This is a genomic window from Bacillus sp. NPDC094077, from assembly GCF_050279465.1.
In the GTDB taxonomy this organism is placed as follows: Bacteria; Bacillota; Bacilli; order Bacillales; family Bacillaceae_G; genus Bacillus_A.
Window position 1 is genome coordinate 353,228 of the sequence record NZ_JBNNUF010000002.1, and the last position, 22,926, is coordinate 376,153.

Annotated in this window: 31 protein-coding genes, 3 pseudogenes and 1 riboswitch; of the genes and pseudogenes, 28 read left to right on the plus strand and 6 right to left on the minus strand. The window is 32.7% G+C overall.

The features are described from left to right. Positions 1 to 263 precede the first annotated feature (263 nt). The 3 genes from ACQKNR_RS06630 (at position 264) to ACQKNR_RS06640 (ending at position 3,679) form a co-directional block, all read left to right on the plus strand. Positions 264 to 1,034: an ABC transporter ATP-binding protein gene (locus ACQKNR_RS06630; RefSeq protein ID WP_427316312.1), complete on the plus strand. Its 771-nt coding sequence runs from the start codon at positions 264 to 266 to the stop codon at positions 1,032 to 1,034. Next, positions 1,009 to 2,940 (plus strand): ABC transporter permease, encoded by a 1,932-nt coding sequence (locus ACQKNR_RS06635; RefSeq protein WP_427316314.1) that lies wholly within the window; start codon positions 1,009 to 1,011, stop codon positions 2,938 to 2,940. Before ACQKNR_RS06630 ends, ACQKNR_RS06635 begins: the two co-directional genes overlap by 26 nt. A gap of 67 nt (positions 2,941 to 3,007) precedes the next feature. After that, positions 3,008 to 3,679: a lipoprotein BA_5634 family protein gene (locus tag ACQKNR_RS06640; protein WP_427316315.1), complete on the plus strand. Its 672-nt coding sequence runs from the start codon at positions 3,008 to 3,010 to the stop codon at positions 3,677 to 3,679. A 66-nt stretch (positions 3,680 to 3,745) separates the two neighbouring features. Here ACQKNR_RS06640 and ACQKNR_RS06645 read toward each other — a convergent pair whose 3' ends face one another. Next, the gene (locus tag ACQKNR_RS06645) at positions 3,746 to 4,087 is read right to left on the minus strand and encodes a DUF3914 domain-containing protein (RefSeq protein WP_427316317.1); all 342 of its coding nucleotides are present in this window, start codon (positions 4,085 to 4,087) and stop codon (positions 3,746 to 3,748) included. Positions 4,088 to 4,368: 281 nt separating this feature from the next. On the opposite strand from ACQKNR_RS06645, the gene ACQKNR_RS06650 reads away from it, so the two are divergent. The 4 genes from ACQKNR_RS06650 (at position 4,369) to ACQKNR_RS06665 (ending at position 9,332) form a co-directional block, all read left to right on the plus strand. Continuing rightward, positions 4,369 to 5,610, plus strand: a complete 1,242-nt coding sequence (locus ACQKNR_RS06650) for an esterase/lipase family protein (protein ID WP_427316318.1) — start codon at positions 4,369 to 4,371, stop codon at positions 5,608 to 5,610. Positions 5,611 to 5,697: 87 nt separating this feature from the next. Further along, entirely contained in the window at positions 5,698 to 6,741 is a 1,044-nt protein-coding gene (locus tag ACQKNR_RS06655; RefSeq protein ID WP_427316320.1) for a homoserine dehydrogenase, read from the plus strand. A gap of 223 nt (positions 6,742 to 6,964) precedes the next feature. After that, positions 6,965 to 8,413, plus strand: coding sequence for a PLP-dependent aminotransferase family protein (locus tag ACQKNR_RS06660; protein WP_427316322.1), 1,449 nt, complete (start codon positions 6,965 to 6,967; stop codon positions 8,411 to 8,413). Between the two features lie 4 nt (positions 8,414 to 8,417). Beyond that, positions 8,418 to 9,332: a D-alanine--D-alanine ligase gene (locus tag ACQKNR_RS06665; RefSeq protein ID WP_427316323.1), complete on the plus strand. Its 915-nt coding sequence runs from the start codon at positions 8,418 to 8,420 to the stop codon at positions 9,330 to 9,332. A 164-nt stretch (positions 9,333 to 9,496) separates the two neighbouring features. On the opposite strand, the pseudogene ACQKNR_RS06670 reads toward ACQKNR_RS06665, so the two are convergent. Next, a pseudogene (locus ACQKNR_RS06670) lies at positions 9,497 to 9,758 on the minus strand (tyrosine-type recombinase/integrase); the annotation flags it as partial. Here ACQKNR_RS06670 and ACQKNR_RS06675 point away from each other — a divergent pair. Beyond that, positions 9,754 to 9,900, plus strand: a pseudogene (locus tag ACQKNR_RS06675) (nucleoside triphosphate pyrophosphohydrolase family protein); the annotation flags it as partial. The pseudogenes ACQKNR_RS06670 and ACQKNR_RS06675 overlap by 5 nt on opposite strands. On the opposite strand, the gene ACQKNR_RS06680 reads toward ACQKNR_RS06675, so the two are convergent. Continuing rightward, entirely contained in the window at positions 9,861 to 10,067 is a 207-nt protein-coding gene (locus tag ACQKNR_RS06680; protein ID WP_427316325.1) for a hypothetical protein, read from the minus strand. The pseudogene ACQKNR_RS06675 and the gene ACQKNR_RS06680 sit on opposite strands and share 40 nt — an antisense overlap. Positions 10,068 to 10,192: 125 nt before the next feature. On the opposite strand from ACQKNR_RS06680, the gene ACQKNR_RS06685 reads away from it, so the two are divergent. The 7 genes and pseudogenes from ACQKNR_RS06685 to ACQKNR_RS06715 all read left to right on the plus strand — a co-directional run. Then, entirely contained in the window at positions 10,193 to 10,390 is a 198-nt protein-coding gene (locus ACQKNR_RS06685; protein ID WP_427316327.1) for a hypothetical protein, read from the plus strand. A 116-nt stretch (positions 10,391 to 10,506) separates the two neighbouring features. Beyond that, on the plus strand, positions 10,507 to 10,629 hold the full coding sequence (locus ACQKNR_RS06690) for a hypothetical protein (protein WP_427316329.1): 123 nt from the start codon (positions 10,507 to 10,509) through the stop codon (positions 10,627 to 10,629). 149 nt (positions 10,630 to 10,778) lie between these two features. Then, the gene (locus tag ACQKNR_RS06695) at positions 10,779 to 11,579 is read left to right on the plus strand and encodes a C1 family peptidase (RefSeq protein ID WP_427316331.1); all 801 of its coding nucleotides are present in this window, start codon (positions 10,779 to 10,781) and stop codon (positions 11,577 to 11,579) included. A gap of 20 nt (positions 11,580 to 11,599) precedes the next feature. Then, complete coding sequence (locus ACQKNR_RS06700; RefSeq protein ID WP_427316332.1) at positions 11,600 to 11,815, plus strand: hypothetical protein; 216 nt, start codon at positions 11,600 to 11,602, stop codon at positions 11,813 to 11,815. A 292-nt stretch (positions 11,816 to 12,107) separates the two neighbouring features. Further along, positions 12,108 to 12,278 (plus strand): hypothetical protein, encoded by a 171-nt coding sequence (locus ACQKNR_RS06705; RefSeq protein WP_427316334.1) that lies wholly within the window; start codon positions 12,108 to 12,110, stop codon positions 12,276 to 12,278. 501 nt (positions 12,279 to 12,779) lie between these two features. After that, positions 12,780 to 12,885, plus strand: a riboswitch (TPP riboswitch). 126 nt (positions 12,886 to 13,011) lie between these two features. Next, positions 13,012 to 13,701 (plus strand): thiaminase II, encoded by a 690-nt coding sequence (tenA, locus tag ACQKNR_RS06710; RefSeq protein WP_427316336.1) that lies wholly within the window; start codon positions 13,012 to 13,014, stop codon positions 13,699 to 13,701. 336 nt (positions 13,702 to 14,037) lie between these two features. Beyond that, a pseudogene (locus tag ACQKNR_RS06715) lies at positions 14,038 to 15,141 on the plus strand (pPIWI_RE module domain-containing protein); the annotation flags it as partial. A 19-nt stretch (positions 15,142 to 15,160) separates the two neighbouring features. Here the strand turns inward: ACQKNR_RS06715 and ACQKNR_RS06720 are convergent. Genes ACQKNR_RS06720 through ACQKNR_RS06730 form a run of 3 tightly spaced genes read right to left on the minus strand, consistent with a single transcriptional unit; the run spans position 15,161 to position 17,245 of the window. Continuing rightward, entirely contained in the window at positions 15,161 to 16,324 is a 1,164-nt protein-coding gene (locus ACQKNR_RS06720) for a tyrosine-type recombinase/integrase (protein WP_427316338.1), read from the minus strand. 57 nt (positions 16,325 to 16,381) lie between these two features. Beyond that, positions 16,382 to 16,807, minus strand: a complete 426-nt coding sequence (locus ACQKNR_RS06725; protein ID WP_427316340.1) for an ImmA/IrrE family metallo-endopeptidase — start codon at positions 16,805 to 16,807, stop codon at positions 16,382 to 16,384. Positions 16,808 to 16,825: 18 nt separating this feature from the next. Next, positions 16,826 to 17,245 (minus strand): helix-turn-helix domain-containing protein, encoded by a 420-nt coding sequence (locus ACQKNR_RS06730; protein ID WP_000171806.1) that lies wholly within the window; start codon positions 17,243 to 17,245, stop codon positions 16,826 to 16,828. A gap of 268 nt (positions 17,246 to 17,513) precedes the next feature. Between ACQKNR_RS06730 and ACQKNR_RS06735 the strand changes: the two genes are divergently transcribed. The 13 genes from ACQKNR_RS06735 to ACQKNR_RS06795 all read left to right on the plus strand — a co-directional run bounded on the left by ACQKNR_RS06735 (position 17,514) and on the right by ACQKNR_RS06795 (position 22,904). Then, on the plus strand, positions 17,514 to 17,702 hold the full coding sequence (locus tag ACQKNR_RS06735; RefSeq protein WP_427316342.1) for a helix-turn-helix domain-containing protein: 189 nt from the start codon (positions 17,514 to 17,516) through the stop codon (positions 17,700 to 17,702). Further along, positions 17,702 to 17,974: a DUF771 domain-containing protein gene (locus tag ACQKNR_RS06740; protein ID WP_427316344.1), complete on the plus strand. Its 273-nt coding sequence runs from the start codon at positions 17,702 to 17,704 to the stop codon at positions 17,972 to 17,974. The genes ACQKNR_RS06735 and ACQKNR_RS06740 overlap by 1 nt, the downstream gene beginning before the upstream one ends. 13 nt (positions 17,975 to 17,987) lie before the next feature. Continuing rightward, positions 17,988 to 18,194, plus strand: a complete 207-nt coding sequence (locus tag ACQKNR_RS06745) for a hypothetical protein (protein WP_427316346.1) — start codon at positions 17,988 to 17,990, stop codon at positions 18,192 to 18,194. Further along, positions 18,181 to 18,336, plus strand: a complete 156-nt coding sequence (locus tag ACQKNR_RS06750; protein WP_427316348.1) for a DUF6906 family protein — start codon at positions 18,181 to 18,183, stop codon at positions 18,334 to 18,336. Before ACQKNR_RS06745 ends, ACQKNR_RS06750 begins: the two co-directional genes overlap by 14 nt. 15 nt (positions 18,337 to 18,351) lie before the next feature. Then, positions 18,352 to 19,119 (plus strand): ORF6C domain-containing protein, encoded by a 768-nt coding sequence (locus tag ACQKNR_RS06755; RefSeq protein WP_427316349.1) that lies wholly within the window; start codon positions 18,352 to 18,354, stop codon positions 19,117 to 19,119. Between the two features lie 11 nt (positions 19,120 to 19,130). Further along, complete coding sequence (locus ACQKNR_RS06760) at positions 19,131 to 19,319, plus strand: hypothetical protein (RefSeq protein WP_427316350.1); 189 nt, start codon at positions 19,131 to 19,133, stop codon at positions 19,317 to 19,319. Between the two features lie 26 nt (positions 19,320 to 19,345). Next, entirely contained in the window at positions 19,346 to 19,777 is a 432-nt protein-coding gene (locus ACQKNR_RS06765) for a replication terminator protein (protein WP_098357897.1), read from the plus strand. Between the two features lie 18 nt (positions 19,778 to 19,795). Next, the gene (locus ACQKNR_RS06770) at positions 19,796 to 20,509 is read left to right on the plus strand and encodes a hypothetical protein (protein ID WP_427316351.1); all 714 of its coding nucleotides are present in this window, start codon (positions 19,796 to 19,798) and stop codon (positions 20,507 to 20,509) included. Beyond that, on the plus strand, positions 20,509 to 20,724 hold the full coding sequence (locus tag ACQKNR_RS06775) for a hypothetical protein (RefSeq protein WP_427316353.1): 216 nt from the start codon (positions 20,509 to 20,511) through the stop codon (positions 20,722 to 20,724). The genes ACQKNR_RS06770 and ACQKNR_RS06775 overlap by 1 nt, the downstream gene beginning before the upstream one ends. Then, complete coding sequence (locus tag ACQKNR_RS06780) at positions 20,696 to 20,995, plus strand: hypothetical protein (protein ID WP_427316355.1); 300 nt, start codon at positions 20,696 to 20,698, stop codon at positions 20,993 to 20,995. The genes ACQKNR_RS06775 and ACQKNR_RS06780 overlap by 29 nt, the downstream gene beginning before the upstream one ends. 93 nt (positions 20,996 to 21,088) lie before the next feature. After that, on the plus strand, positions 21,089 to 21,985 hold the full coding sequence (locus tag ACQKNR_RS06785) for a DnaD domain protein (protein ID WP_427316357.1): 897 nt from the start codon (positions 21,089 to 21,091) through the stop codon (positions 21,983 to 21,985). An 11-nt stretch (positions 21,986 to 21,996) separates the two neighbouring features. After that, complete coding sequence (locus tag ACQKNR_RS06790) at positions 21,997 to 22,473, plus strand: hypothetical protein (protein WP_427316359.1); 477 nt, start codon at positions 21,997 to 21,999, stop codon at positions 22,471 to 22,473. Continuing rightward, positions 22,470 to 22,904: a hypothetical protein gene (locus ACQKNR_RS06795; RefSeq protein ID WP_427316361.1), complete on the plus strand. Its 435-nt coding sequence runs from the start codon at positions 22,470 to 22,472 to the stop codon at positions 22,902 to 22,904. Before ACQKNR_RS06790 ends, ACQKNR_RS06795 begins: the two co-directional genes overlap by 4 nt. Positions 22,905 to 22,926 lie beyond the last annotated feature (22 nt).

The following is a 22,926-nucleotide window of genomic DNA, read 5'->3' on the forward strand; positions in this document are numbered from 1 at the left end:
ATGAAACGCCGCTTAATTCCACTTCTATTCTAGATGAGAATTTTAATGAACTAATAATGTCATGAAGATCAAAAATAAGTATCATTGTATTTTATACTGCTATGCAAATATTATAAGATAGATAGGCATTGGTTATAGAATTATTATCAGTTTTTTTAGAAATCTTACAAGCGTGTAAGATAAATGAAAGATGAATCAATATGAGCTATAAGACAATTCCTTTACACTTTGTAGTGAGCAGTGCAAATGAAGGGAGAATAGAAATGGAAATTTTACATGCAAAAAGTATTAGTAAAGTATATAAAGGGAAATTACCTTTTAAAGCATTGGTAGATATTGATTTGTCAATTCAAGAAGGTGAATTTGTAGGGATTATGGGGCCATCAGGAAGTGGGAAAACAACGTTATTAAATATGGTATCTACTATCGATTCTCCAACATCGGGAGAAATATTAATAAATGGCACAAATCCTTTCCAGTTATCATCAGATAATTTAGCTTTATTCCGTAGAAAAAAATTAGGATTTGTTTTTCAATCGTTCAATCTTCTCAGCACACTTACAGTAAAAGAAAACATTGTATTGCCAATGACATTAGATGGTGTTTCTGTACAAGAAATGAACAAACGAGTGGAAGAAGTTGCAGACAAATTAAATATTACAGATATATTGAGTAAAAGAACGTTTGAAATATCAGGGGGGCAAGCTCAAAGAACGGCAATCGCTCGTGCAATCGTTCATAAGCCGCAATTATTACTTGCCGATGAACCGACAGGGAACTTAGACTCTAAATCTTCAAATGATGTAATGGAGATGTTAGATACTCTTAATAAGGAAGAAAAGGCAACGATGATGTTAGTTACACACGATCCGTATGCAGCGAGTTTTTGCAGCAGAGTCATATTTATTAAAGATGGTCAACTATATAACGAAATTTATTGTGGTGAAAGCAGGCAAGCATTTTATCAAAAGATTATGGATGTCCTTTCTTTGTTAGGGGGGAAAAGGCATGACTTTTCGTCAGTTCGCATTTAATAATATTTTTCGTAATAAGCGTACTTATGCTGCTCACTTTTTAAGTAGTGCATTTTCTATTATGATTTTCTTTACGTATGCTCTTTTATTATTTCATCCTGATTTACAAGGCGAGTTAAAATCGACAAGTGCAACAATAAGTGCATTGGGTACAATGGGATTTACAATTTCGCAAGGTTTGATTTTTATATTTTCATTTTTCTTCATTCTATATTCAGTAAGTTCATTCTTAAAAACGCGTAAGAAAGAATTTGGCATATTAATGATGCAAGGTATGTCAATGAGACAGCTTAAAAAATTATTATTGATTGAAAATATGTTAATTGGATTTGGTTCAATTTGTATAGGCATTCTCATAGGTCTCATATTTTCTAAACTAGTTTTATTAATAAGTGCAAGTGTATTAACGATTAGTAATGGCTTACCTTTTTATATACCAGTGCAGGCTGTATTATTAACAGTCATCACATTCTTTTTCTTATTTTTAATTGTTTCGCTAGTTACATTTAAAATGATAAAAGTAACAGAACTGGTGGAACTTATACAAGCAGAGGAAAAGCCAAAGCCAGAACCGAAAGCTTCCATTTTATTATCGCTACTTTCTTTAATTAGTATAGGGTTTGGATATTTTTCAGTATTTCGTTTTATTTCAAGTCATAGCTTTATTTTGCTTGGAACCGGTGTACTTTTAGTAATTATAGGGACGTACTTTTTATATACGCAATGTAGCGTTTATATATTGTATTTTGCGAAAAGGAGTGAATCTTTCTTTTTAAAGAGAACAAATATATTAACATTTTCAGAATTGATTTATCGTATGAAAGATAATGCAACCATGTTTTTTATAGTATCTATTATTTCAGCAGTTGCATTTACAGCAATTGGTACAACAGCTGCTCTTGGAAATAAAGATTTGGTAAAGATGACCAATCCGTATACATTTCTGTATACAGGTCCTGAAAAAGACAAAATAGCGGATAAACATCTTTCTATTATAAAAAAACATCTTGCTGATGTTAATATTCCGTATCGAATGGCTTCATCTTCAAATAAATATACAGAAAGTAACGTAAATGTAATGAAGTTAAGTGAATATAACGAACTAGCGAGAGCACTCGGGTATCAACAAGAAACGATTGAAAAAGAAGATGAAATTTTATTAATCCCTGGAGTCGTATCACAAAAACAAGAATTTAAAAATGGTGACTATAAAAAGAATATTGAAGTCATTCAAGGAGATTGGACAAAGATATTTCGAGTGAAAAAAGCTGTAGAAAATTTAGTTTTACCACATGATTCTAGTAGTATTTTTATTGCTGTTCAAGATCATGTGTATGATGGAATTCCTCTTACTAGTGACCCGGATAATAAAGATATTCAATATCGTACTTACGGATTTGTTGTAGATGATTGGATGAAAACGAAGGAGATTTCAAACCAATTAAATAGTATATTCGATAAAGATACTAGAGAAGTACATTTTGAATTTCGAGCTTTAACATTAGAGTTGTTAAGTGCAAAGCAAATGAATGGATTATTACTTATGGCAAGTGTTTTAGTCGGCATCGTCTTCTTCACATTCGCTGCTAGTTTTATTTATTTCCGATTATATACTGATTTGGACCGCGATCAACAGCAATATAAAATGATTTCGAAAATGGGATTAAGTAAACGAGAATTAAAAAAAGTTGTAACGAGACAGTTATTATTAATGTTCTTCTTACCGATTGTCGTCGCGGTGATTCATACTGTAGTTGCTTATACGGCATTACAACAATTAGTCGATTTTTCTATTTTAAATAACTCTATCGTTATTTTAATTTCATTTATATGTATACAAGTTTTATATTTCTTTATAACCCGTTGGCGTTACCTACAAAAACTTTATAAGACTATGGAGCAATAGGGTATCTCAGCTAGAAAGATTACAGAAAAGCATGTAAAAAATGAATTGAATGATGAAAGGAACCGTGATGAAAAGAACTTTAACTATTTTTATGTTAACTATAATACTTTTAATAAGCTTGAGTGCATGCTCTAAAAGTGAAAACTCATTTCCAGTAAACGGTGTATTAATCATTGGAGATGAAAATAATATTTCTCCAATTATTAATCATTATCAGGAAATTACGAAAGAAAATGAAGTGTTTTCTGTGAAAAAAGGTGGAGTTGGAAATGGGCAGGTATTAATTTTAAATGAATCTACAGCACAAGCGATGATTAAAGCAAAGGTTTTTCGTAAACGAGATAATGGATCCAATTTTAAACCAATAGATACGTTACCGAAATTTCCAAAAGAGGGAGCGCTATTGTTTACACATGAAGACGAAAAGACTATGAAAAGTATTAAATTGGAAGGGAAAGAGATTCCTGTTACATACGATAGTGACGCTTGGATAGGTAACACTCGTAAATATCCAACGCAATCGTATGTGATTGTAGCAAAAAATAGTGTATATAAGGAAATAAAAGCAAATGAAACGAAAATGCATCTTCTTCAATTAAAGAAATCTCTAGGTGACGAAAAACCTAAAATGTCGACAGATAATACAATGATTAATGAGAATGTAAAAGTAACAAAGCTAATTAAAGGTATCGAAGGAAAAGTATCAGTCCAATTTGTAACGATTGGAGAAAAATCTTAAAAAAGAGTTAAAGGTTGATAAAAACTTTATCAACCTTTAACTCTTTTTAGTTATAGACCATTTAGATTACATTACTTCATTTAATCGAGTCTCACTCGTTTCTTCAATCGTATTTGAATTTTGAACCGAACTATTTTGAGCTTCCTTTTCTTTACGGGATTTTTGTAGCATTTCAAGTATGATCCATAAAGGAACACCTTTATCTTTTAACATCTTCCATAAATCTAATTCGTTAAATTTATGCTCAGGTTGTTTCATTTCTTTTCCAGATGAACGAATATCAAATTTGATTGAATCATTTGCTTTCTTATCTTCAAGTTTAGTAGAAGAGATAGTATTATGCCCAAGACTAGAGGGAGTTATTTTAGTAGGCTGAGATAATGTATGAATGTTTAATCCGATTTGCATTTTGTTGTTCCTCCTTTTTATGTAATCAAGATAGCCTTCTTATAAATTAATAGATTGGTTTAACATGAGGAAACTATATTCAATTATAAATTCTAATAATAAGATTTACAAGTTGTATTATAAAAAGTAAATGCTTACTTGAATTAATATTTATCAACATTTGTGTATGTTTTCTATATATACAATGTATATAAAATACTTTACATTATGTTTAAGTTAAAAACTAATTGTGTAAATCTTTTTCACGGAAAAATGTAAACGTTTTATTAGGGGGAGAAAGTATGGGGAAGTTATTTTTAAAAGTATGTTTTTTCGCATTAGGGACTTTGTTTTTATTCACAGCGAAAACAACTTACGCTGAAGAGAGACAACATAATAATTATCCTATCATATTAGTGAATGGCTTTGCCGGATGGGGTAGAGAAGAAATGCTTGGGGTTAAATATTGGGGTGGTGTTCATGATATACAGGAAGATTTAAAAAGAAATGGTTATACAGTACATACTGCTGCTGTTGGGCCTGTTTCTAGTAACTGGGATCGTGCCTGTGAATTATATGCACAAATTAACGGCGGAACAGTAGACTACGGTGCCGCACATGCTGAGAAACATGGACATAATCGTTTTGGCAGAACTTATAATGGTTTTGCACCAGGTTGGAGTGAAACAAATAAAGTTCATTTAGTTGGACATAGCATGGGTGGACAAACGACAAGAACATTAGTACAGCTATTAAAAGAAGGAAGTTTTGAAGAAAAAAATTATGTGCAAAATCATCCAAACACAAATATATCACCACTATTTGAAGGTGGAAAATCATATGTTCATAGTGTTACAACATTAGCAACTCCTCACAATGGGACAACACTTGCTGATGGAAGTCTTCTGTTGCCGTTTGTTAAAGATTTACTTATTACAGCTGCAAGTTTAGGAGGAAACAATAATTTATCATTATATGACTTTAAATTGGATCAATGGGGTATAAAAAAGAATGCTGGTGAGTCCTTTTTCCAATATGCTGATCGTATTCTAAGTAGTTCAATTTGGAAAAATACAAAAGATATTAGTCAATGGGATCTAAGTACTGATGGAGCAAAGGAGTTAAATAATTGGGTAAAGACGCAATCCGATGTATATTACTTATCATATAGTGGACATGCATCGCAAGCAGCACCTATAACAGGTTTACAATTACCTCATATTACGATGAATAAAGTGTTAATGGGGAATGCGTTTTTCTTAGGTTCTTATGCAAGATATGAAGAGAATCGCCCATTAATAGATACTTCTTGGTGGCAAAATGACGGTGTAGTAAATACAAACTCTATGATTTCGCCTTCGTCTAATATTGCTGTAAATAATAATGAGTCTTTACAGGTTGGAAAATGGAATCATATTGAAACGAAAGTAAATTGGGACCATCTCGATATGGTAGGACTTAGCGTTTCAGACACGTTAGGTTTTTCTAATATTCAAGAGTTTTATAGAACAATTGCAGATAAGTTATCACGTTTACCGAAATAGGTAATAATAAAGCGCTCTCGATGGAATTCGAGGGCGCTTTATATTATATTGAAAGAGGGATTTGGTAGAAAAATATGGGGGGATATTATGAAAATTCAAGTCGTATTATCAGGATATGGGACAGTAGGAAGAGAGTTTATAAAATTATTAAACGAAAAATATTTATATATATATGAAACATATGGAATTCATTTAGTTGTAAGTGGCGTATTAGGTAGAAATATTGCAATACATAATGAGGAGGGTTTATCTATTCATCATTTATTGATGTATGGTGGCGGTACTGCTGCAATTGAAAAATATTTAGAACATCACCCGAAGGAACGTGCAACAAATGGGATAAGTGGTACTGTACTGGTAGAATCAACTGTTACAAATCTTAAAGATGGAAACCCAGGAAAACAATATATAAAACAAGCGATTGAGAAACATATGGATATAGTAGCAATTTCAAAAGGTGCTCTTGTTACAAACTGGAAAGAAATAAATGAGGCAGCAAGAATCGCAAATGTACGAATTCGATATAGTGGTGCAACTGCCGCTGCACTACCGACACTCGATATCGGACAATTTAGTTTAGCTGGTTGCAATATTGAAAAAATAGAAGGGATATTAAACGGGACAACTAATTATATTCTTACAAAAATGTATGAAGCAGATATTACGTTTGAAGAAGCAATGGAAGAAGCGCAACATAAAGGAATTGCTGAGACGAACCCAATATTAGATGTAAGTGGTTCGGACAGTGCATGTAAATTGTTACTTTTAACAAACAGTTTAATGGGAGTAGAGAATACGTTTGAGAATATACATGTTAAAGGAATCGAACGCATTACAAAAAAACAAATACAAAATGCTAGGGAACAAAATAAAATTATTAAATTAATAGCATCAGCGCATAAAGATGAGGATGGCAATGTGAATCTAAACGTTGAACCGTATGAAATAGATAAAGACCATCCGTTAGCAAAAGTAAATGGGACAGAAAAAGGAATTACGTTCTTTACAGATACGATGGGGCAAGTTACTACAATTGGTGGGGCTTCTAATCCACGCGGAGCTGCAGCAGCAGCTTTAAAAGATGTAATTAACTTATATCGAAAAGATTTATCCCGCATTAACGGGCAGTAAAACTCCCATCTCAAAATTCGGCTGGTGCAAAGAAGTTAGATGGGAGATCAACTGCCCGTAAACGCCCGATTGGTTCAACTAATAATCAGTGGGGGATGAACAAAACCCCCACTGATTAAAGTTTCACTTTATAAGACCGTACCGCCATTTATAAAAAACACATATGTAGTGGACCTTTTGAGAATGAAATGAATATGCAAAAATGATTGCAGGGGGTTAGGAATTGTTTAAGGATTTTAAAGTTGTAAAAGATCGTCCCGTTTATATCCAACTGAAAGATTATTTAAAAAAGATGATTATGAAAGGACATTTGTTAGGGAACCAAAAAATCCCATCAACCCGAGAGCTGAGTGAATTATTATGTGTGAGCAGAAATACTGTACTCGCTGCTTATGCGGATTTAGAGCAAGAAGGGCTCATTTATGCAGTGAAAGGAAAAGGGAACTTTGTTGCGAAGGTTGATATTTCTAACACTGCGTCTGTTGAAATAGATTGGAAAAATAAACTCAATACTGTTACCGCATTAGCGGATGAATTAGATTTAATGAAACATGGAGTTCGCTGGGAAAAAGGAATGATTGTTTTTAATAGTATAGCCCCAGACGAAAAGCTATTTGATGTTGAAAATTTCAAAAGAGCTTTTCTTACTCGTATGTCCATTGAAGGGGATATCGTATTGAACTATGGATATGCAAAAGGTTATAGACCGTTAATGAATTATTTACTTCATTACATGGAAATGAAAGGTGTAGATATTTCAAACAAAGATATTCTAATTACAAATGGATTTACAGAAGGATTAGATATTGTACTATCTTCTTTATCAAAGAAATCAGGACGTGTAATTTGTGAGAATCCAACTCACCATGCTGCACTGAAGCTTTTTCACTTACATGGACTTGAAGTGCATGGTATTGATATGAATGATGATGGTATTAATACGAATGAAGTAGAAAAAAGTTTGCATGAAATGGATTTTGATTTCGCGTATTTAATACCTTCTTATCATAATCCAACTGGTATAGTTACGAGTTCGGAGAAAAGAACGGAATTGATGCGGTTATTTTCAAAATATAAGGTTCCTATTATTGAAGATGGATTTAATGAAGAATTACGTTATTCAGGTTCACATTTAGCACCATTATTAACTTTTGCTGGAGCTGGTAATAATGTGATTTATATTAGTAGCTTTTCAAAAGTACTTTTCCCTGGTTTACGTGTAGGTTGGATTATCGCAGATAAAGAGCTAATTCATTATTTAGAAAGTGTAAAAAGAGCAAGAACGATTCACACTTCTACATTAGATCAAGCTGTTCTGTTTCAATATTTACATGAAGGATATTTTGAAAAATATTTAAAAAAAGCAAGATCTGTTTATAAGAAAAAATATGAGTTAGCTGTTGGGGCGTGCAATCAGTACATTCCTTTTAAAAGAATGACTGGAGATGGTGGACTTCATTTATTTATAGAGTTGGAAGAAAATATTCACGCTCGCACACTTTTACAAAAGTGTTATGAGAAAGGTGTTACGTTTTCTCCTGGAGATGTTTTTTATTCTGATGGAGGAGGAGCGAATACGTTCCGGTTAGGCTTTTCACGTTTGAAAGAAAAGGAAATAGTTAGCGGGATTCAAATAATTGGCGAAACATTAAAAAATGAAATTTGGAGTTGAGAAGATGAGAATTGGCGTAATTATGGGAGGAGTATCCTCTGAAAAACAAGTATCCATTATGACTGGAAATGAAATGATTGCACATTTAAATAAGAGTAAGTATGAAATCGTTCCAATTACGTTAAATAAAAAAATGGATTTAATTGAAAAAGCGAAAGACATTGATTTTGCATTGCTAGCATTACACGGAAAGTACGGAGAAGATGGTACAGTACAAGGAACGCTTGAGAGTTTAGGTATTCCTTATAGCGGCAGTAATATGTTATCTAGTGGTATATGTATGGACAAAAATATTTCGAAAAAGATTTTGCGTTATGAAGGAGTAGAAACACCAGATTGGATTGAACTTACAAAAATGGAGGATCTAAAGCTTGAAGAGTTAGATAAGCTAGGATTTCCGTTAGTGGTAAAACCAAACTCTGGCGGCTCGAGTGTTGGAGTGAAAATCGTCTATGATAAAAATGAATTAATCTCTATGCTTGAAACTGTATTCGAATGGGATTCTGAAATAGTAATTGAGAAGTATATAAAAGGTGATGAGATTACATGTTCAATTTTTGACGGAAAACAGTTACCCATTATTTCAATTCAACATGCAGCTGAGTTTTTTGATTACAACGCAAAATATGATGATGCTAGTACAGTTGAAGAAGTTATAGAACTTCCAGCTGAAATTAAGGAACGTGTAAATAAAGCGTCAATGGCTTGTTATAGAGCATTAAAATGTAGTGTTTATGCAAGAGTTGATATGATTGTAAAGGACGGAATTCCATATGTAATGGAGGTTAATACATTACCTGGAATGACAAAATCAAGCTTGTTGCCAAAAAGTGCAGAAGCAGCGGGAATTAGCTATAGTAAGCTATTAGATATGATCGTTGAAACTTCTTTACAAGTAAGGAAAAACGAAGGACTTTAAGTTAGTTGTTTTGCCTTTACAAAACTATATAAAATGATTTGAATTCACATTTATATTGCTGTTCTTCTATATGAATTTACTATCAAGAATATAAGATGATGAGTCAAACAAACCTTGATATAACAACGTTTGTTTGACTTGTTTTTATGGAATGCAAACATAAGTTATCCAAAGATGCTTTTACCAAAGTTTTTAACAGCTTCTTCTTGCATGTTCGGTAAAACATGAGAATAAACACTAAGTGTCATTGAAGTGTCTGTATGACCTAATCTTTCACTGATAATTTTAGGATTAACTCCTTGTTTCAATAGTATGGTCGCGTGTCGTTCTAATGAAGTGTTTTCTGAAAGTTTCTCTTTTTACAAACGTTCCAAACTCATTGCAATTAATTAAATCAAAATCTTGATAAGCAGAACCAAATGTTAAAAAAGCAATTTATCACGGTCATGGATTTCAACCGTCACATTGCCTGGGAGAAGAGGACGGAAATACTTATAAATTACCCTTAGAGCTAGGGGACATTATCTATTATGGAGCGATTATAGCGCATGAGCTGGGATATACGTTAATAGCTGCGCCTACTGCAGAACCTAGCCAATCTCTCCAGCTTAATGTATTTAAAGGTGTATCTGTTAGATTCATAATTAAGAAGATAGCAAACATTAATACACCGAATGATAAGCATCCCCAAAATGTTTGTAAAGATTTAATCATCTTCTTTCGAAACTTGTTCATATAAAATCATCCTTTTGTATATAGAAAAATAAGATACTATGCTCCGTTGATTGGGAATCTTTTCTAAGGTATTCTTAAGGGTATGGGAATAGAAGGAATATCTTCAAGAAGAGAGTGATTAATTTATGTTAGGAAATTGGATGAATAAATTAAAAGAACCTAAATGTATACATAGATATAAACTTATTAAAAGTCAAGATAGTGAAGATTTTAAAACTGGTAAGATGGGGATAGTTAGTTATTATAAATGTGAAAAGTGTGGAAAAGAGAAGAAAATCAGTAAATATACTAATGACGTTAATAGTGACTATTGGGATATTTAAAATAATATTTGAATTAAGTCCGGCTAGAAAACTAGAGGACACCAATTCATTAAAGCAGCAATGAAAGCTGTTTTAGGAATAGGTGTCCTTTTTATTTTGAAAAGGGAGATGAAGGAATGAAGGTACTAAGAGATCAATTACGTGAACGGAAAAAGCAATCGAAACAAACAAGGGAGAAAAAAGATATAGAGTTCAAGTGGTTACGAGATAACTTGAAAATAGAAATTAAAGGAAGTTGATAATTAAAAAGATAAATAATTAAACATGCGGATGTATTAAATGCAAATGAAATTAAAATTAAAATTAAAAAGGTATAATTTTAATTTTTAAGTTAAGTATATAAACCGAATGAATTATCTAGATATAAAGAAAGGATGGATTTCTGCATATGAGCTCAAATGAATCAAATTTCAGTCTTACCAGTAACAAAGACATTGTAAAGTACCTTAATGTAAGAAAAGACCCTGTTGATTTAAGAGACAAAATGTTTCGGAGTTACTTATTTAGTAATGAGGGGGATCTGCCAACGCAAGTCGATCTTCGTTCTAAGATGTCAGGTATAGTAAACCAATGGAATATAGGCTCTTGTACGGCAAATGCAATTGTTTCAGGGTTACGAGAATACCTATTATTACAATCAGGTCGCCCATTTACTTGCTTATCTCGTTTGTTTTTATATTATCATGAGCGAGAAATAGAAGGACATATTCAGGAAGATAGCGGAGCGATTGTTCGTGATGGTATGGATGTTCTTAAAAACATTGGGGTATGCCCTGAAGAGGATTTTCCTTATACTGAGAATTTTAGAGATAAGCCATCTTCAAAGGCTGAATCCGATGCTGCGCTTTATAAAATTGGAACCTACTATCGTATTCAAGATTTATCGAGATTAAAGGCTGCGCTTGCTCATGGATTAGTTGTTGTACTTGGATTTGCTGTGCCAAAATCTTTTATGTCAGAAGAAGTTAAAAAGACTGGCATAGTTCCGGTATCAGGAACGGATGATGTAATTGTTGAAGATGATCAACAGGCAGGACATGCTGTTTGTGCTGTTGGATATGATGATAATAAGCAAACTGTTATTATTCGAAACAGCTGGGGAGAAGACTGGGGAGATAAAGGATATTGTTATTTTCCATATGAATTATTTAAAAATGGAATTGTTCAAGATATGTGGACAGGTCGTTAATTAGAAAAAGGAGTGGTAGTATGGAAACTACAAAACACGTTATACATGTTACAGGTAGTATAAAAGAGCGTGAAAAAGATGTAGAAATAAAGGGTGTAATGCATTATCATCTATTAATTAATAATATATCAGTTATACATGCAAGTGGTGTAGAGGTATCAACGATTCCAGATGAGCTATTCTGTGCTATTCGTTACGGAGATGACGAGGGTTTTGGGGAGCCATTAGTGGTCTAGAATCAGGTAATCCAATTGAATTACAGGGAGTCTATATTGATAAAAATCATGCATATCCTTCAATTGGAAATCCTGGTGATCCAGTTTTGCATTTTACCCATCATCCAGTAGGGTTTGTTATTTACAACGGAAAAAGATATGAGTAATATTTTTGTACAAGCTGGTATTTTAAAGTGAACGAAAAACAAATATCGTCCGGCTAGGAAACTAGAGGACACCAATTCATTAAAGCGGCAAATAAAGCTGTTTTAGGAATAGGTGTCCTTTTTATTTTGAAAAGGGAGATGGGGAAATGAAGGCGCTAAGAGATCAGCTACGTGAGTGGAAAAGGCAATCAAACCAAGCAAAGAAGAAAAACAAGAAAAAACGAAAAGAGAAATTAAGTACTCGTGACATTGAAGATTTAATGGGAATTCGTGGCCCACGTTATGAACGTAGACGTGGAGCATTAAGACAAAAATAATTATGGGTGCCATCTTCACAATACGCTATAGGTGCACCATTAAGATTATAAAAAGTAATGCCAGCCATGTTCTCACCTCATTTTCATGTAACATATTTCGACATGGTTGAAGAATTTCCTTTTTATTTTGTTGAAATAGTAATATTGGATGTGGGTGAATATTAATGGAAAAGAAAATAGCGGTAAGAGTAAAGGACGTATGGCGTTCGAGTATATTAATATTTTAATTAAAGCATTCCTTATGGAGTGCTTTTTATTATGCGAAACTTATATAAACCGTGTGAGAGTTGAAAAAATAGTATATTATCTTTCTCAATGTACATATTAAGTAAAGTGTTTAATATCATACCATTTGCGCGCAGCATGATAGGTCAGGGTTAATAATCGGTTAGGATGGAAAAAATCACTGCTGATTTAAGTTTCATTTTATAGTCTACAAGTAAAAGTCAATAATTTTGAGGCTTCTATGAAGTATGCTATGATGAATATGAAAACTAAATATTTATCCACTAGGGGGGCCTTTTATAGGCTGAGATCAAATATAATTTTGAAACTCTTAGTACCTGATCTGGTTAATGCCAGCGTAGGGAAGTGGGAAGACGGTCATATTTAATGAATAAATTAATATTGTCTATTTCACTTTCTTTACGCCTGTAAAGAAAGTTTTTTTATTTTCCAGCCTTAATAACTGTGGATAAATACTTATATTTTATACATTATTGGAGGGATTCAAATGACTTTTTCACAAACATTACGTAAAGAAGTAAATTCTATTTGGGAGGCAAGTTTTAATCATCCTTTTGTAAAAAAACTTGGTGAGGGAACATTAGATTTAGCTAGTTTTCGATATTACGTGCTTCAAGATTCGTATTATTTGAGTCATTTTGCTAGAGTACAAACTTTAGGAGCTGCAAAGGCTCTTGAATTAGAAACGACAGCTCGTATGGCACACCATGCCCAAAATACATATGAGGCGGAATTATCCTTACATGAGAATTTTGCCAAGAAGTTAGGGATAACAAGAGCAGAAAAAGATAATTTTATCCCTGCGCCAACTGCATATGCGTATACCTCACATATGTATCGTGCTGCGTATGAAGGACATTTAGGAGATATCATTGCAGCAATTTTACCTTGTTATTGGTTATATTACGAAATTGGTGAACGTTTAAAAGGGTGTCAGCCGGAAGAGCCAATTTATAGGGAATGGATTTCTGCTTATGGATCTGATTGGTTCCGTACGTTAGTTGAAGAACAAATTGTACGATTAGATGCTATCGCTGAAAAAGTAACAGAGGCAAATCGTAAGCGAATGAAACAGCACTTTATAATTAGTAGTCAATATGAATATTCATTTTGGGAAATGGCTTACACTTTAGAAAAGTGGCCGATTAATATAGAAGAAAAAGATACTATTAGATAAAAAGTTTAGTGGAGGTATTGCATGTACTTATGCAATACCTCTTCTTATGTATATTTTATGTAAAAAATACGTAAATTATAAATACGTTATATATAAATATAATATAATCATTCTTGAGGAGGGATATTAATGGAAAATATGACATAAATAAAATTAGATTTTTATTCCTTACTTTTAAAAGTAAGGAATTTATAGTGTAATATTGTCATAAAGCGATTTATTTTATTTTCTTTAAAGCACTTGGGTTTAAATTTCTTAGATTAGGATGTATACAAAGTAATTATTTTTTCTATTTTTTGATGATCAAGACAAATGAAGAAAGGAAGTATTCATTACATGGAAAAATTACGCTTATTAACATTTGAAAATATAGTAGAACCACTTTTTAATGAACATGTATCATTTATATATTTCCCTATTGAATGGTTGGACATTGTTGAGATACATTATAAGACATTTTTATTAACGAGTAAGCTGAAACGTTTAAACGAAAGACTGTATGATATGTTTTCAGATATATTATTTATTCAGCATAATCCGTATGTATTAAATGAAAATACACCATGGATTGTATCCAAAGAACCAATTAAACAAGAACAACTTGATTATATTTTCCAAAGCTGGTATGAGGTTATTCATGATTGGAAACCGAATCAATTAATAGAACCGCCAAAATATGAATGGCATTACGATTCGATTTCTAATTTACCTGTATTACATGATAATGAAACGTTTTCTAAGTGGATACCAGCTTTAATTTCACATATTTTTTGTGAACGCCCTATACAATTAGAAAATACAAATGAAGAAATCTATTTTTCTCCTCTTAGATCACAAAATATCTGTGAAGTTATGTCAGAGCCAATTAAAGATGAAAAAACACAAGATTTTTTCGCCTATGTATATCGACTTGAATGTATAACTCGCGGAGGCGAGAATGTCCCATTATTAAATGTTTCAGTAGGCATTCGGAGATTCTATCAAGAATATAACCATCCTGATATTCCTTTACTTTTAAGACGAAAACGGGGCATGATATTGATTTCTACTCCAGAATTCACATCAAATAATAAAAAAATACGGTTTGTAAAGCTAAAAGTGCAACAAGCTACAAACGGTATGAAATGGATTAAGTTATTTAGAAATTTAAAAGATGATTTTCATATAGGTGGAGAAGTTGAATTGGAACATATTCTTCAATACCCGAAAGACCATATTGTTGGAACAAATAGAAGAGTACTACTTCCATATAATGAGAGAATATATAAAGTTCAAGGTACTAAAATAAAACTTGGTATAAAGGTAAAGGAGAGGGAGGATCTATTTAAAGAATTTCAGCGGAAATTCTCTTATTTCTCATTACTTCCAGAATGTAAAAAGGTACTAACAAACAATGAAAATACATTATTATCATTATTTCTATCTAAATACCTCTATACTAATAATTCTGGTCGCTTTATCAAAACCTCTTGCCCACAATTTGCCCACGAGATTTCAAAAAATCATCGTATTGATTTACTGTGGTTTCTTCCATAGATTTTGTTACATGTAGGTAAACATCCGCTGTCATGTTGATAGTGGAATGTCCAAGGCGTTCAGAAACATATTTTATATTCGCTCCACTTTGTAACAGATGAACAGCATGCGTATGTCTGAAACCATGCAATGTAATATATTCGAATCCCCCCGTATTGCATGTTTTTTTCAAAAAACCTAGCGTTGAAGCCCGCAACATACAAGAGTTATCTTCATTGGTAAATACAAAGTTATAATCCTTATAATATTTCCCGTTTCTTAAGGTGTTTTTAGCTTGTTCTTTTTTTATTTTCTTTAAAAGTGCTAAAGTAGAATTATCTAGAGTAAGTATTCTGATACTACTTTTATTTTTAGGTGGTCCGAATTTTATAGACTGATTTCTTTGAGTGGTAATTAATGTTTTGTTAATATAGACTTGTTTTTTTTCAAATTCTATATCATCCCATTGTAACGCCAAACATTCTCCGATTCGTAAGCCAGTTCTCGATAAAAACATAAACAGAGAATAGTATTTAAAAGTAGCTTGTTCATTTAAAACGTAGTTCAAGAATGATTCTAATTCATCAATGTCAAAACATTTAATTTTTGTTCGTTTGTCGATTACCTGATGTTCTTTGATACTAATTTTGTTTGTTGGATTTTTAGCGAGAATTTCAAGTTCATTAACCGCTATTTCTAATGCATTGTGCATAGTAGCATTGATTTGCGATACGGTTTGTTTACTAAGTTTTTTTAAAAGGTCATTTATGAATTTTTGATATTTAACACGAGTTAAATCTTTCAATTTTATGTTACCAAATGCAGGTAATATATACAATCGAATATTCTTTTTGTAAACTTTATATGTTTGTTCAGAAATAGTTCCTTTTTTATAAGTATCTAACCATTCATACATATAGACGTTGAATGTTAAATTACTAATGTTTACGCCAACCCCGCTAGCTAACTTTTCTTCAACCTTAGCGGCAGCTAATTGAGCTTCTTTTTTGGTTTTAAATCCACCTTTAGAGGTTTCTTTGTATTTTCCCATCTCTTTGTATCTAATGCGATATTCCCATTTATCATTTCGTTTTCTGAAACTAGCCATTTAAACCCTCCGTTTTCATTAACTATATTTGGTGTGGAAAATTAGTCATGTTAATAATTAAAAGAAGCGTTCCATTTGCTTAGGTATTCCGTAATACTGTAATAATTCTTGTTTGGTTTGTATGTAGTAATCATGGTGACTTCCATCGATGAGAAACCTTGTTGCAAAATAATTTGCTTCTGCTTCTATACGGATTTCAGAACAAAGCGATACCTTAGATAATCTAGGTGTATTTTCATTTGGATGAAAGATAGCGTGTCCTAATTCGTGAAAGCAGGTGAATACTTGATTTTGATATGAAAGTCGTTCGTTAATATGAATAAAGGGGATACGAGATATTTTGTGATAGTATCCAAAAATATCTCCTAAGTCTTCTGTGATGACTACAATCCCCTTTTCTTCAGCAATGAGAAATGGATCCCTGGTGTTATATTGTCTAAGTAGTTTGTCTATTTTTAAATTGATTTGTTGTTTTGAAACCAACCAGATCCGCTCCCATCACTATTCGTTTCTGTATTTATTAGGTGTAAATTTCTTTTTAGCCATTTGTTTCCCCAATCTAAGAGAGTTTTCTAATGATACTAGTAGTAACTGCTTAGTTTCCTCTGACATTGGTTCAGAGTCTTTAGAGAAAGCGAGTGCTTCAGATTTACTCATATCCTCTATTAATTCTTCTAATTTCTTTTGTATATCCTTCTCTTCTTTTTCGTTTAGTTCCCAGTATTTCTTGTCGGTTCTTCCTAACAAGTAATCTGTTGACACATTAAAGTATTGAGCTATAGTTTCTATTCTATCTATTGATGGCTTTTGAGTTTTTAACTTATATAAAGTATTAGGGCTAAAGTCTAAGCGCCTTTCTAATTCAGCCATTGATAGTCCTTGATTAGAAGCCAGTTCTTTTACTTTTTCAAATAACGTCATTTGTTTCCACCTATCTCACGCTAAAACACATTCTATCCTAAAGGTTAGATTTAAATGTTGACTTCTTACTTATAGGATAGTATTATGTGTTCATAAGCTATTTATTTAGCTCTCGAAACACTACTGAATAAAGCCGTCATACCACGTTCCCCAACGTAAAAGGCTATTAATGTAGGTTTATTAGCTATGTCTTAATTCTAACTTTTAGGATAGATAATGTCAATAAAAAGCTAAAAAATTAGCTAATAAAATAGAAAGGGGAGAAAGCATGGATAATAATGCATTTGAAATTAAAGTTAAAACATGGCTGATAATCAATGATATGAAGCAAAAGGATTTAGCAGAAATGTTAGAGATTTCAAATCCGTATCTATCCGATATTCTTTCGGGAAAAAGGAACGGAAAAAAAGTAAGAGAAAAAATCATGAAAATTTTAGATGTGAAGGAGGCTTCATAATGGCAGCGACAGTGCAAGTCATAATTGATGATGTCTACTTGCAAAAAGAAGTTTCTCGACAAGTTAATGAAAGGTTAGCGGATATGGGAGTTGGTACTTGGTGGGATATGAAAAGACTTCAATATGAAACTAGTCGAAGTTATGACTGGTTAATGGAATATGTAGTTTGTGATCCTCGTGTACAAGAATTTGCTAAACAAAAAAATAATCGTTGGTTATTTAAAGCGAATGAAATGAAATTATTTCTTTCTAAGTTTTTCGACGAGCTATAAGGAGATGTATGGAGTGAAAAAAGTAACAGTAATTTTTAAATCAGGTGCAACAATTAATTTTATAGCTAAAGAATTCAAAATCGGAAAAGATGAAAATGGGAAAACAACTGCAATCAGTTGGAACTGTGAAGGAGTAAAAGAATATCCGGTACATATAGAGTTAGAAAATATCGATGCAATCTTATTAGAGGAAGTAGGCGAGTTAATTGAAGAACGGTAAAAAGCCCACTAAGAAAGAAAAAATCCATATCCAATCATACAATTTGAATCCGGAAAATTGGTTGATTTTCAAAAAGGTAAGTAGTGAATTGCATTTGATACATCGCTATGCAAATCAAACTAAAATCATTCCGAGTATATAGAGAGGAGGAAAAGTTATGGATCAATTAACAGTAGTAAATGAAAAACGTGTGAATAGTCAATTAGTATTTGAAGTTAATGGTGAGGTAGTAACGGACAGTTTAATGATTGCAGATATGTTTGGAAAAGATCATTACAATGTTTTAAAAGATATCCGAAAACAAATTGGATATGCAGGTAAAGAATTTGGACAAGTAAATTTTCACGAGTCCTCTTACAATAATTCGCAAAATAAAAGAATGCCTAAATTCGATTTAACAGAAGAAGCTTTCACACTGGTTGTCATGGGATACAACACAAAAGAAGCTGTTCAAATGAAAATCAAGTTTATTGAAGAGTTCAAACGTATGAAACAACATATACAAAATCAGCAAAAAGTACCAAAGGATCCAATGAGTGTTTTGAAATTAACGTTTGAAGCCTTAGAAGGACAAGCCCAAGAAATTCAGCATATTAAATCTGATGTAAAGGACTTACGTGAAAATGCACCTTTATATGCAGTTGAATGTGATGAAATATCAAAAGCTGTAAGAAAGTTGGGGGTTCTTCTATTGGGTGGTAAGGATTCTAATGCATATCAGGACATTAGCCTTAGAAAAAAACTATATAGCGATATTTATAGTCAGCTACATAGAGAGTTTGGCGTGAATAGTTATAAAGCTATCAAACGTCATCATTTAGATAGAGCAATTCAAATCATTAATCAAGAATATTCAATTCCAACAGTTTTAGATGAAGAAATTACGGTTACAAATGCACAAATAAACATAACGGAAGTTCAATAGGAGGAAATAACATGCAACAAAAGATTTTAGTAATCGTTAGTAATTTCGCAGGCTTCCCAGGTATCAATGAATTTAATTCAAAAGATGCTGCAAAAGAAGAAGTTAAAAAGTTGATTAAAAAAGGTGTAAGTCAAAAATCAATTCGTGTAACGCAAGAAATCCCTATAAATATCGATATTCAAGTAGATGTTGAATTTTAATAAGAAAGGTTTAGGTGAGAAAAGAAATGGAAGTCATGATTGATTTAAATACGTTTGCTGATGGAGCGCTTGCTGAAAGGTTTCATCAAGAGTTTGAGCGAGTAATGGAAAATATGGCGGATTTGAATACCGATCCGAAAAAAGCAAGAAAGATTGTTTTAACACTTTCGTTTGCTGGTGATAAAAAGCGTGATGTATGGAATTGTCAGGTTCAAGCAACTTCGAAACTAGCACCAACAGAAGCAGTGGAGTCTAAGATTCTATTAGATATGGACCAGAACGGAAATTTAGTTGGTCAAGAATTAGCTTCTGGAACCAAAGGACAATTCTATATGGATCTACAGGGTGATGTAAAAACAGATGTTGGACAACCCATAGAAGAAGTGGAAGAGCAAAACAAAGCTGCAGCAGATAAGCAAACGGTAGTAATCGATTATTTAAAAACTAAATCAAATTAAGAAATGAGGAAATGTAAAATGACTATGACAAGAGAAGCAATTGAAAAGGTATTAGAGATTGGAACGATTGAAACACATAAAATCGGTGAACAGACATACTCAACGCAACGATTACATCTTGTGCAAGAACCAACACCTGCAGAAATTATTGTACGTAGTTTATCTGGTTTAGTAGGTTATGTAAAATCAGAATTTGACACAACTGAACCTGTAATGATTCATATTGTAAATCCAACAACGGTAAGTTGCTTTACTGCAGTTAATGGAGATAAGGCTAGAAGTACATATATCCAAGCGCAAGCATCTACTCCACGTTTTAATTTTGGAAGCTTTTATGACAGGGAAGAATTTAATATTGCATTGCAATCGGGTTTTGTACAAAACAATCATCGAGACATCGTTTTACAGGTAGTAGGTACCGTCGTAGAAGAAGATGTAAAGGAAATTGGAGATGACGGTGTATCACAAGCTGTAACGGTGAAAACAGGAGTTGCTAGTAGAGGGAATGCGAAAGTACCAAATCCAGTTCAATTAAGCCCATATAGAACATTTGTTGAAGTGGAACAACCAGAAAGTAAGTTTGTATTCAGAATGCGTGAAGGTGCTCGTTGTGGTTTGTTTGAAGCTGACGGTGGGGCTTGGAAGCTAGAAGCGATGAATAACATTAAAGAGTACCTAAATGAAGCATTATCGCAAGAAATAGAGTCTAAAAAGGTGTTTGTTTTAGCCTAATGGACATTATAACGGTAGAAAGTACAACGAATGTCTGTATTTTTGGATTAGGGTTTGCGGTACTTATGTATGGAATTTATAAAGGTGGTACTTTCATTGAACGAAAGTTTGATGAAAGTGATCGTTTAGAAAGGGAGCGTTTGAACAATGGGAACCGAAAGCAGAGTGCTTCCAGAACATTTGATAATGGCATCAGAATTAGAAAAAGAGCGTAAGGAATGTATAAAGAACAGACAGCTTTTATATAAACAAATGGAGCAAGCTAATAGAAATGGGGACAAAATTGCTTATGTTGAACTTCATGATTTATATCAAAAGCAAAATAGTAGAGATTTAGAAATATCAAAAGAGTTATCAGCCATGTACTTTAAGAAAATAAAAAATGATTCCTCAAAGGAGAGTAAAGATGTTCTAGATATAGCAGATCGTCTGGAATCTGTAGGAGGAAGAAAAGAAGTTGTTGAAGCAATTCGAAGAAATGCATAAGGAAAGAACCCGCTGCAACGGGTCCTAAAGTAAAAACAATAATATGTATTATAGCAATTAATTGATTTTTTGCAAACAGGAGAGGTAGGGAATATGGGAATTGTAAGAGTGGAAAAGAACAAAAATTATTCTGTCGTAAATAATACCGGTTTAAGAGATGAAAGGCTTTCATGGAAAGCGAAAGGTATTTTAGCGTATATCCTTACACTTCCAGATGATTGGGTATTTTATAGAGAAGAGTTAGCTACACATGCGAAAGATGGTCTTGATAGTTTAAGAAGCGGCATGAAAGAGTTAAAAGAATACGGATATTTACAACGTCTTCCAATTAGAAACGAAAACAATAAAATTGTAAGTTGGGAAACAGTAATTCATGAAGTTCCGCAAGTGGAGCCACTGGCGGGTTTTCCACCAGTGGAAGAGCCACCAGTGGAAAATCCTCCGGTGGGAAATCCCGAGCTACTAAATACTAATATACCAAGTACTAATAAACTAAATACTGATATACCAAATACTAATCATCATGATGATAAGGATGAATCGAAATCACATGTATTAGTCGATGAAGAGTTTAAAATCAGTTACAACTTTTTAAGAGAAAAAGGCATTCCTTTAAGTGAAATTGCAATTACGGAATTAGGAGAGTTTTGTGATTTATTTGGTCGGGAGTTAATTCTACATGCGACTAATAAAGCAATTGACGAAAATGCACCTAAATGGAATTACATAAAAGCAATATTGAAAAATTGGCAAAAGCAAAAAGTAAAAACGTTAGATGATGTCGCTGCATTAGATAGACGTTTTGAAATGAGTAAGAACAGGAAATTTAATAGATCAGGTACAGGTCATTCGAATAGAAAAGAAATTGTTCCAGATTGGTTACGTGAAGATGTTGAACCAACTAAAAAAGAAATAGAAAAACAACACTCACAATCTATTGATGAAGAGCGTGAAAGATTGCAAGAAGTGTTAAACAAATATAAATCATAGGAGTGACTAACATGCTAGATATCTTTGCTGATGTAGGAGAATGGTGTGATATTTGCGGTAATTCTATTCCGCCTACTGATGAAAGAAATATGTACATTGATGGCTTAGAGAAAACATTGTGTAAAAGTTGCAGTGGACAAATCGAGCAAACGTTAAAAGTATTAGATTTTCGCTTGATTTGCGATTTGCTAAAGGAATTAATAAGAGGATTTGGTCGCGATAAGGTCCGTCAATTCAATTTAGTAACTGCAGAAAGATACGTTATTAAAAATGAAGTGGTTCTAACTATAGAAAAACGTGGTGGCAAGTTTAATCAAGAACCTTTAGGTGAATTTGTATCACTATCTACTCAAGAGTTAATTGCAGTCATCGAATTTCTAAAGAGAAAAATTAATCCTTATTTATGGATGAATGCAGTGATGGGGAATGTTTTGAAACGACAAATATTTATTACATTAGGTCAAGCAGAATGGAGCGAGAATCAATGAATTTACAAATAGCAAATCAAAAAGAAATAAAAGGACAATGGGTTGTTTGTGAACTGGAAGATGGTCCACAAATTACAAAGGTTGAAAAAGCTGTTAACAATAACGTTCATAATAAATTGGCTCTATGGGGATTTTGGCAAAGTGAAGGTTCAATTAAAGGGGAATGGGGATTCAATCATATAGATCAGTGCCGTTTAGCTACTGCAGAAGAAATTGATATGGAAAGTTGGCGTGAAGTATTCAGACGTAAAGGAAGAGTCCCAGGTAAGTTTATTACAGGTGACTGGGTAACGGATGATGTAAATGCACTAACAGTACTATATCAAGATGATGACATTGTAACAGTAGGTGTTGTTAATTCTACTAAAACATATCAAATTGCTGCAGAAGATTTAGAGCCATTGTTTTTTAAAGAAGACATGGCAGGGTGAAGTGAAACGTAAAACAAAATAA

What these genes read in the sequence shown, in the direction of transcription:
- ACQKNR_RS06630 (WP_427316312.1), top strand. Translation starts at nt 264, where the DNA reads ATGGAAATTTTACATGCAAAAAGTATTAGTAAAGTATATAAAGGGAAA.
- ACQKNR_RS06635 (WP_427316314.1), top strand. Translation starts at nt 1,009, where the DNA reads ATGACTTTTCGTCAGTTCGCATTTAATAATATTTTTCGTAATAAGCGT.
- ACQKNR_RS06640 (WP_427316315.1), top strand. Translation starts at nt 3,008, where the DNA reads ATGAAAAGAACTTTAACTATTTTTATGTTAACTATAATACTTTTAATA.
- ACQKNR_RS06645 (WP_427316317.1), bottom strand. Translation starts at nt 4,087, where the DNA reads ATGCAAATCGGATTAAACATTCATACATTATCTCAGCCTACTAAAATA.
- ACQKNR_RS06650 (WP_427316318.1), top strand. Translation starts at nt 4,369, where the DNA reads ATGGGGAAGTTATTTTTAAAAGTATGTTTTTTCGCATTAGGGACTTTG.
- ACQKNR_RS06655 (WP_427316320.1), top strand. Translation starts at nt 5,698, where the DNA reads ATGAAAATTCAAGTCGTATTATCAGGATATGGGACAGTAGGAAGAGAG.
- ACQKNR_RS06665 (WP_427316323.1), top strand. Translation starts at nt 8,418, where the DNA reads ATGAGAATTGGCGTAATTATGGGAGGAGTATCCTCTGAAAAACAAGTA.
- ACQKNR_RS06680 (WP_427316325.1), bottom strand. Translation starts at nt 10,067, where the DNA reads ATGAACAAGTTTCGAAAGAAGATGATTAAATCTTTACAAACATTTTGG.
- ACQKNR_RS06685 (WP_427316327.1), top strand. Translation starts at nt 10,193, where the DNA reads ATGTTAGGAAATTGGATGAATAAATTAAAAGAACCTAAATGTATACAT.
- ACQKNR_RS06690 (WP_427316329.1), top strand. Translation starts at nt 10,507, where the DNA reads ATGAAGGTACTAAGAGATCAATTACGTGAACGGAAAAAGCAATCGAAA.
- ACQKNR_RS06695 (WP_427316331.1), top strand. Translation starts at nt 10,779, where the DNA reads ATGAGCTCAAATGAATCAAATTTCAGTCTTACCAGTAACAAAGACATT.
- ACQKNR_RS06700 (WP_427316332.1), top strand. Translation starts at nt 11,600, where the DNA reads ATGGAAACTACAAAACACGTTATACATGTTACAGGTAGTATAAAAGAG.
- ACQKNR_RS06705 (WP_427316334.1), top strand. Translation starts at nt 12,108, where the DNA reads ATGAAGGCGCTAAGAGATCAGCTACGTGAGTGGAAAAGGCAATCAAAC.
- tenA (WP_427316336.1), top strand. Translation starts at nt 13,012, where the DNA reads ATGACTTTTTCACAAACATTACGTAAAGAAGTAAATTCTATTTGGGAG.
- ACQKNR_RS06720 (WP_427316338.1), bottom strand. Translation starts at nt 16,324, where the DNA reads ATGGCTAGTTTCAGAAAACGAAATGATAAATGGGAATATCGCATTAGA.
- ACQKNR_RS06730 (WP_000171806.1), bottom strand. Translation starts at nt 17,245, where the DNA reads ATGACGTTATTTGAAAAAGTAAAAGAACTGGCTTCTAATCAAGGACTA.
- ACQKNR_RS06735 (WP_427316342.1), top strand. Translation starts at nt 17,514, where the DNA reads ATGGATAATAATGCATTTGAAATTAAAGTTAAAACATGGCTGATAATC.
- ACQKNR_RS06740 (WP_427316344.1), top strand. Translation starts at nt 17,702, where the DNA reads ATGGCAGCGACAGTGCAAGTCATAATTGATGATGTCTACTTGCAAAAA.
- ACQKNR_RS06755 (WP_427316349.1), top strand. Translation starts at nt 18,352, where the DNA reads ATGGATCAATTAACAGTAGTAAATGAAAAACGTGTGAATAGTCAATTA.
- ACQKNR_RS06760 (WP_427316350.1), top strand. Translation starts at nt 19,131, where the DNA reads ATGCAACAAAAGATTTTAGTAATCGTTAGTAATTTCGCAGGCTTCCCA.
- ACQKNR_RS06765 (WP_098357897.1), top strand. Translation starts at nt 19,346, where the DNA reads ATGGAAGTCATGATTGATTTAAATACGTTTGCTGATGGAGCGCTTGCT.
- ACQKNR_RS06770 (WP_427316351.1), top strand. Translation starts at nt 19,796, where the DNA reads ATGACTATGACAAGAGAAGCAATTGAAAAGGTATTAGAGATTGGAACG.
- ACQKNR_RS06775 (WP_427316353.1), top strand. Translation starts at nt 20,509, where the DNA reads ATGGACATTATAACGGTAGAAAGTACAACGAATGTCTGTATTTTTGGA.
- ACQKNR_RS06780 (WP_427316355.1), top strand. Translation starts at nt 20,696, where the DNA reads ATGGCATCAGAATTAGAAAAAGAGCGTAAGGAATGTATAAAGAACAGA.
- ACQKNR_RS06785 (WP_427316357.1), top strand. Translation starts at nt 21,089, where the DNA reads ATGGGAATTGTAAGAGTGGAAAAGAACAAAAATTATTCTGTCGTAAAT.
- ACQKNR_RS06790 (WP_427316359.1), top strand. Translation starts at nt 21,997, where the DNA reads ATGCTAGATATCTTTGCTGATGTAGGAGAATGGTGTGATATTTGCGGT.
- ACQKNR_RS06795 (WP_427316361.1), top strand. Translation starts at nt 22,470, where the DNA reads ATGAATTTACAAATAGCAAATCAAAAAGAAATAAAAGGACAATGGGTT.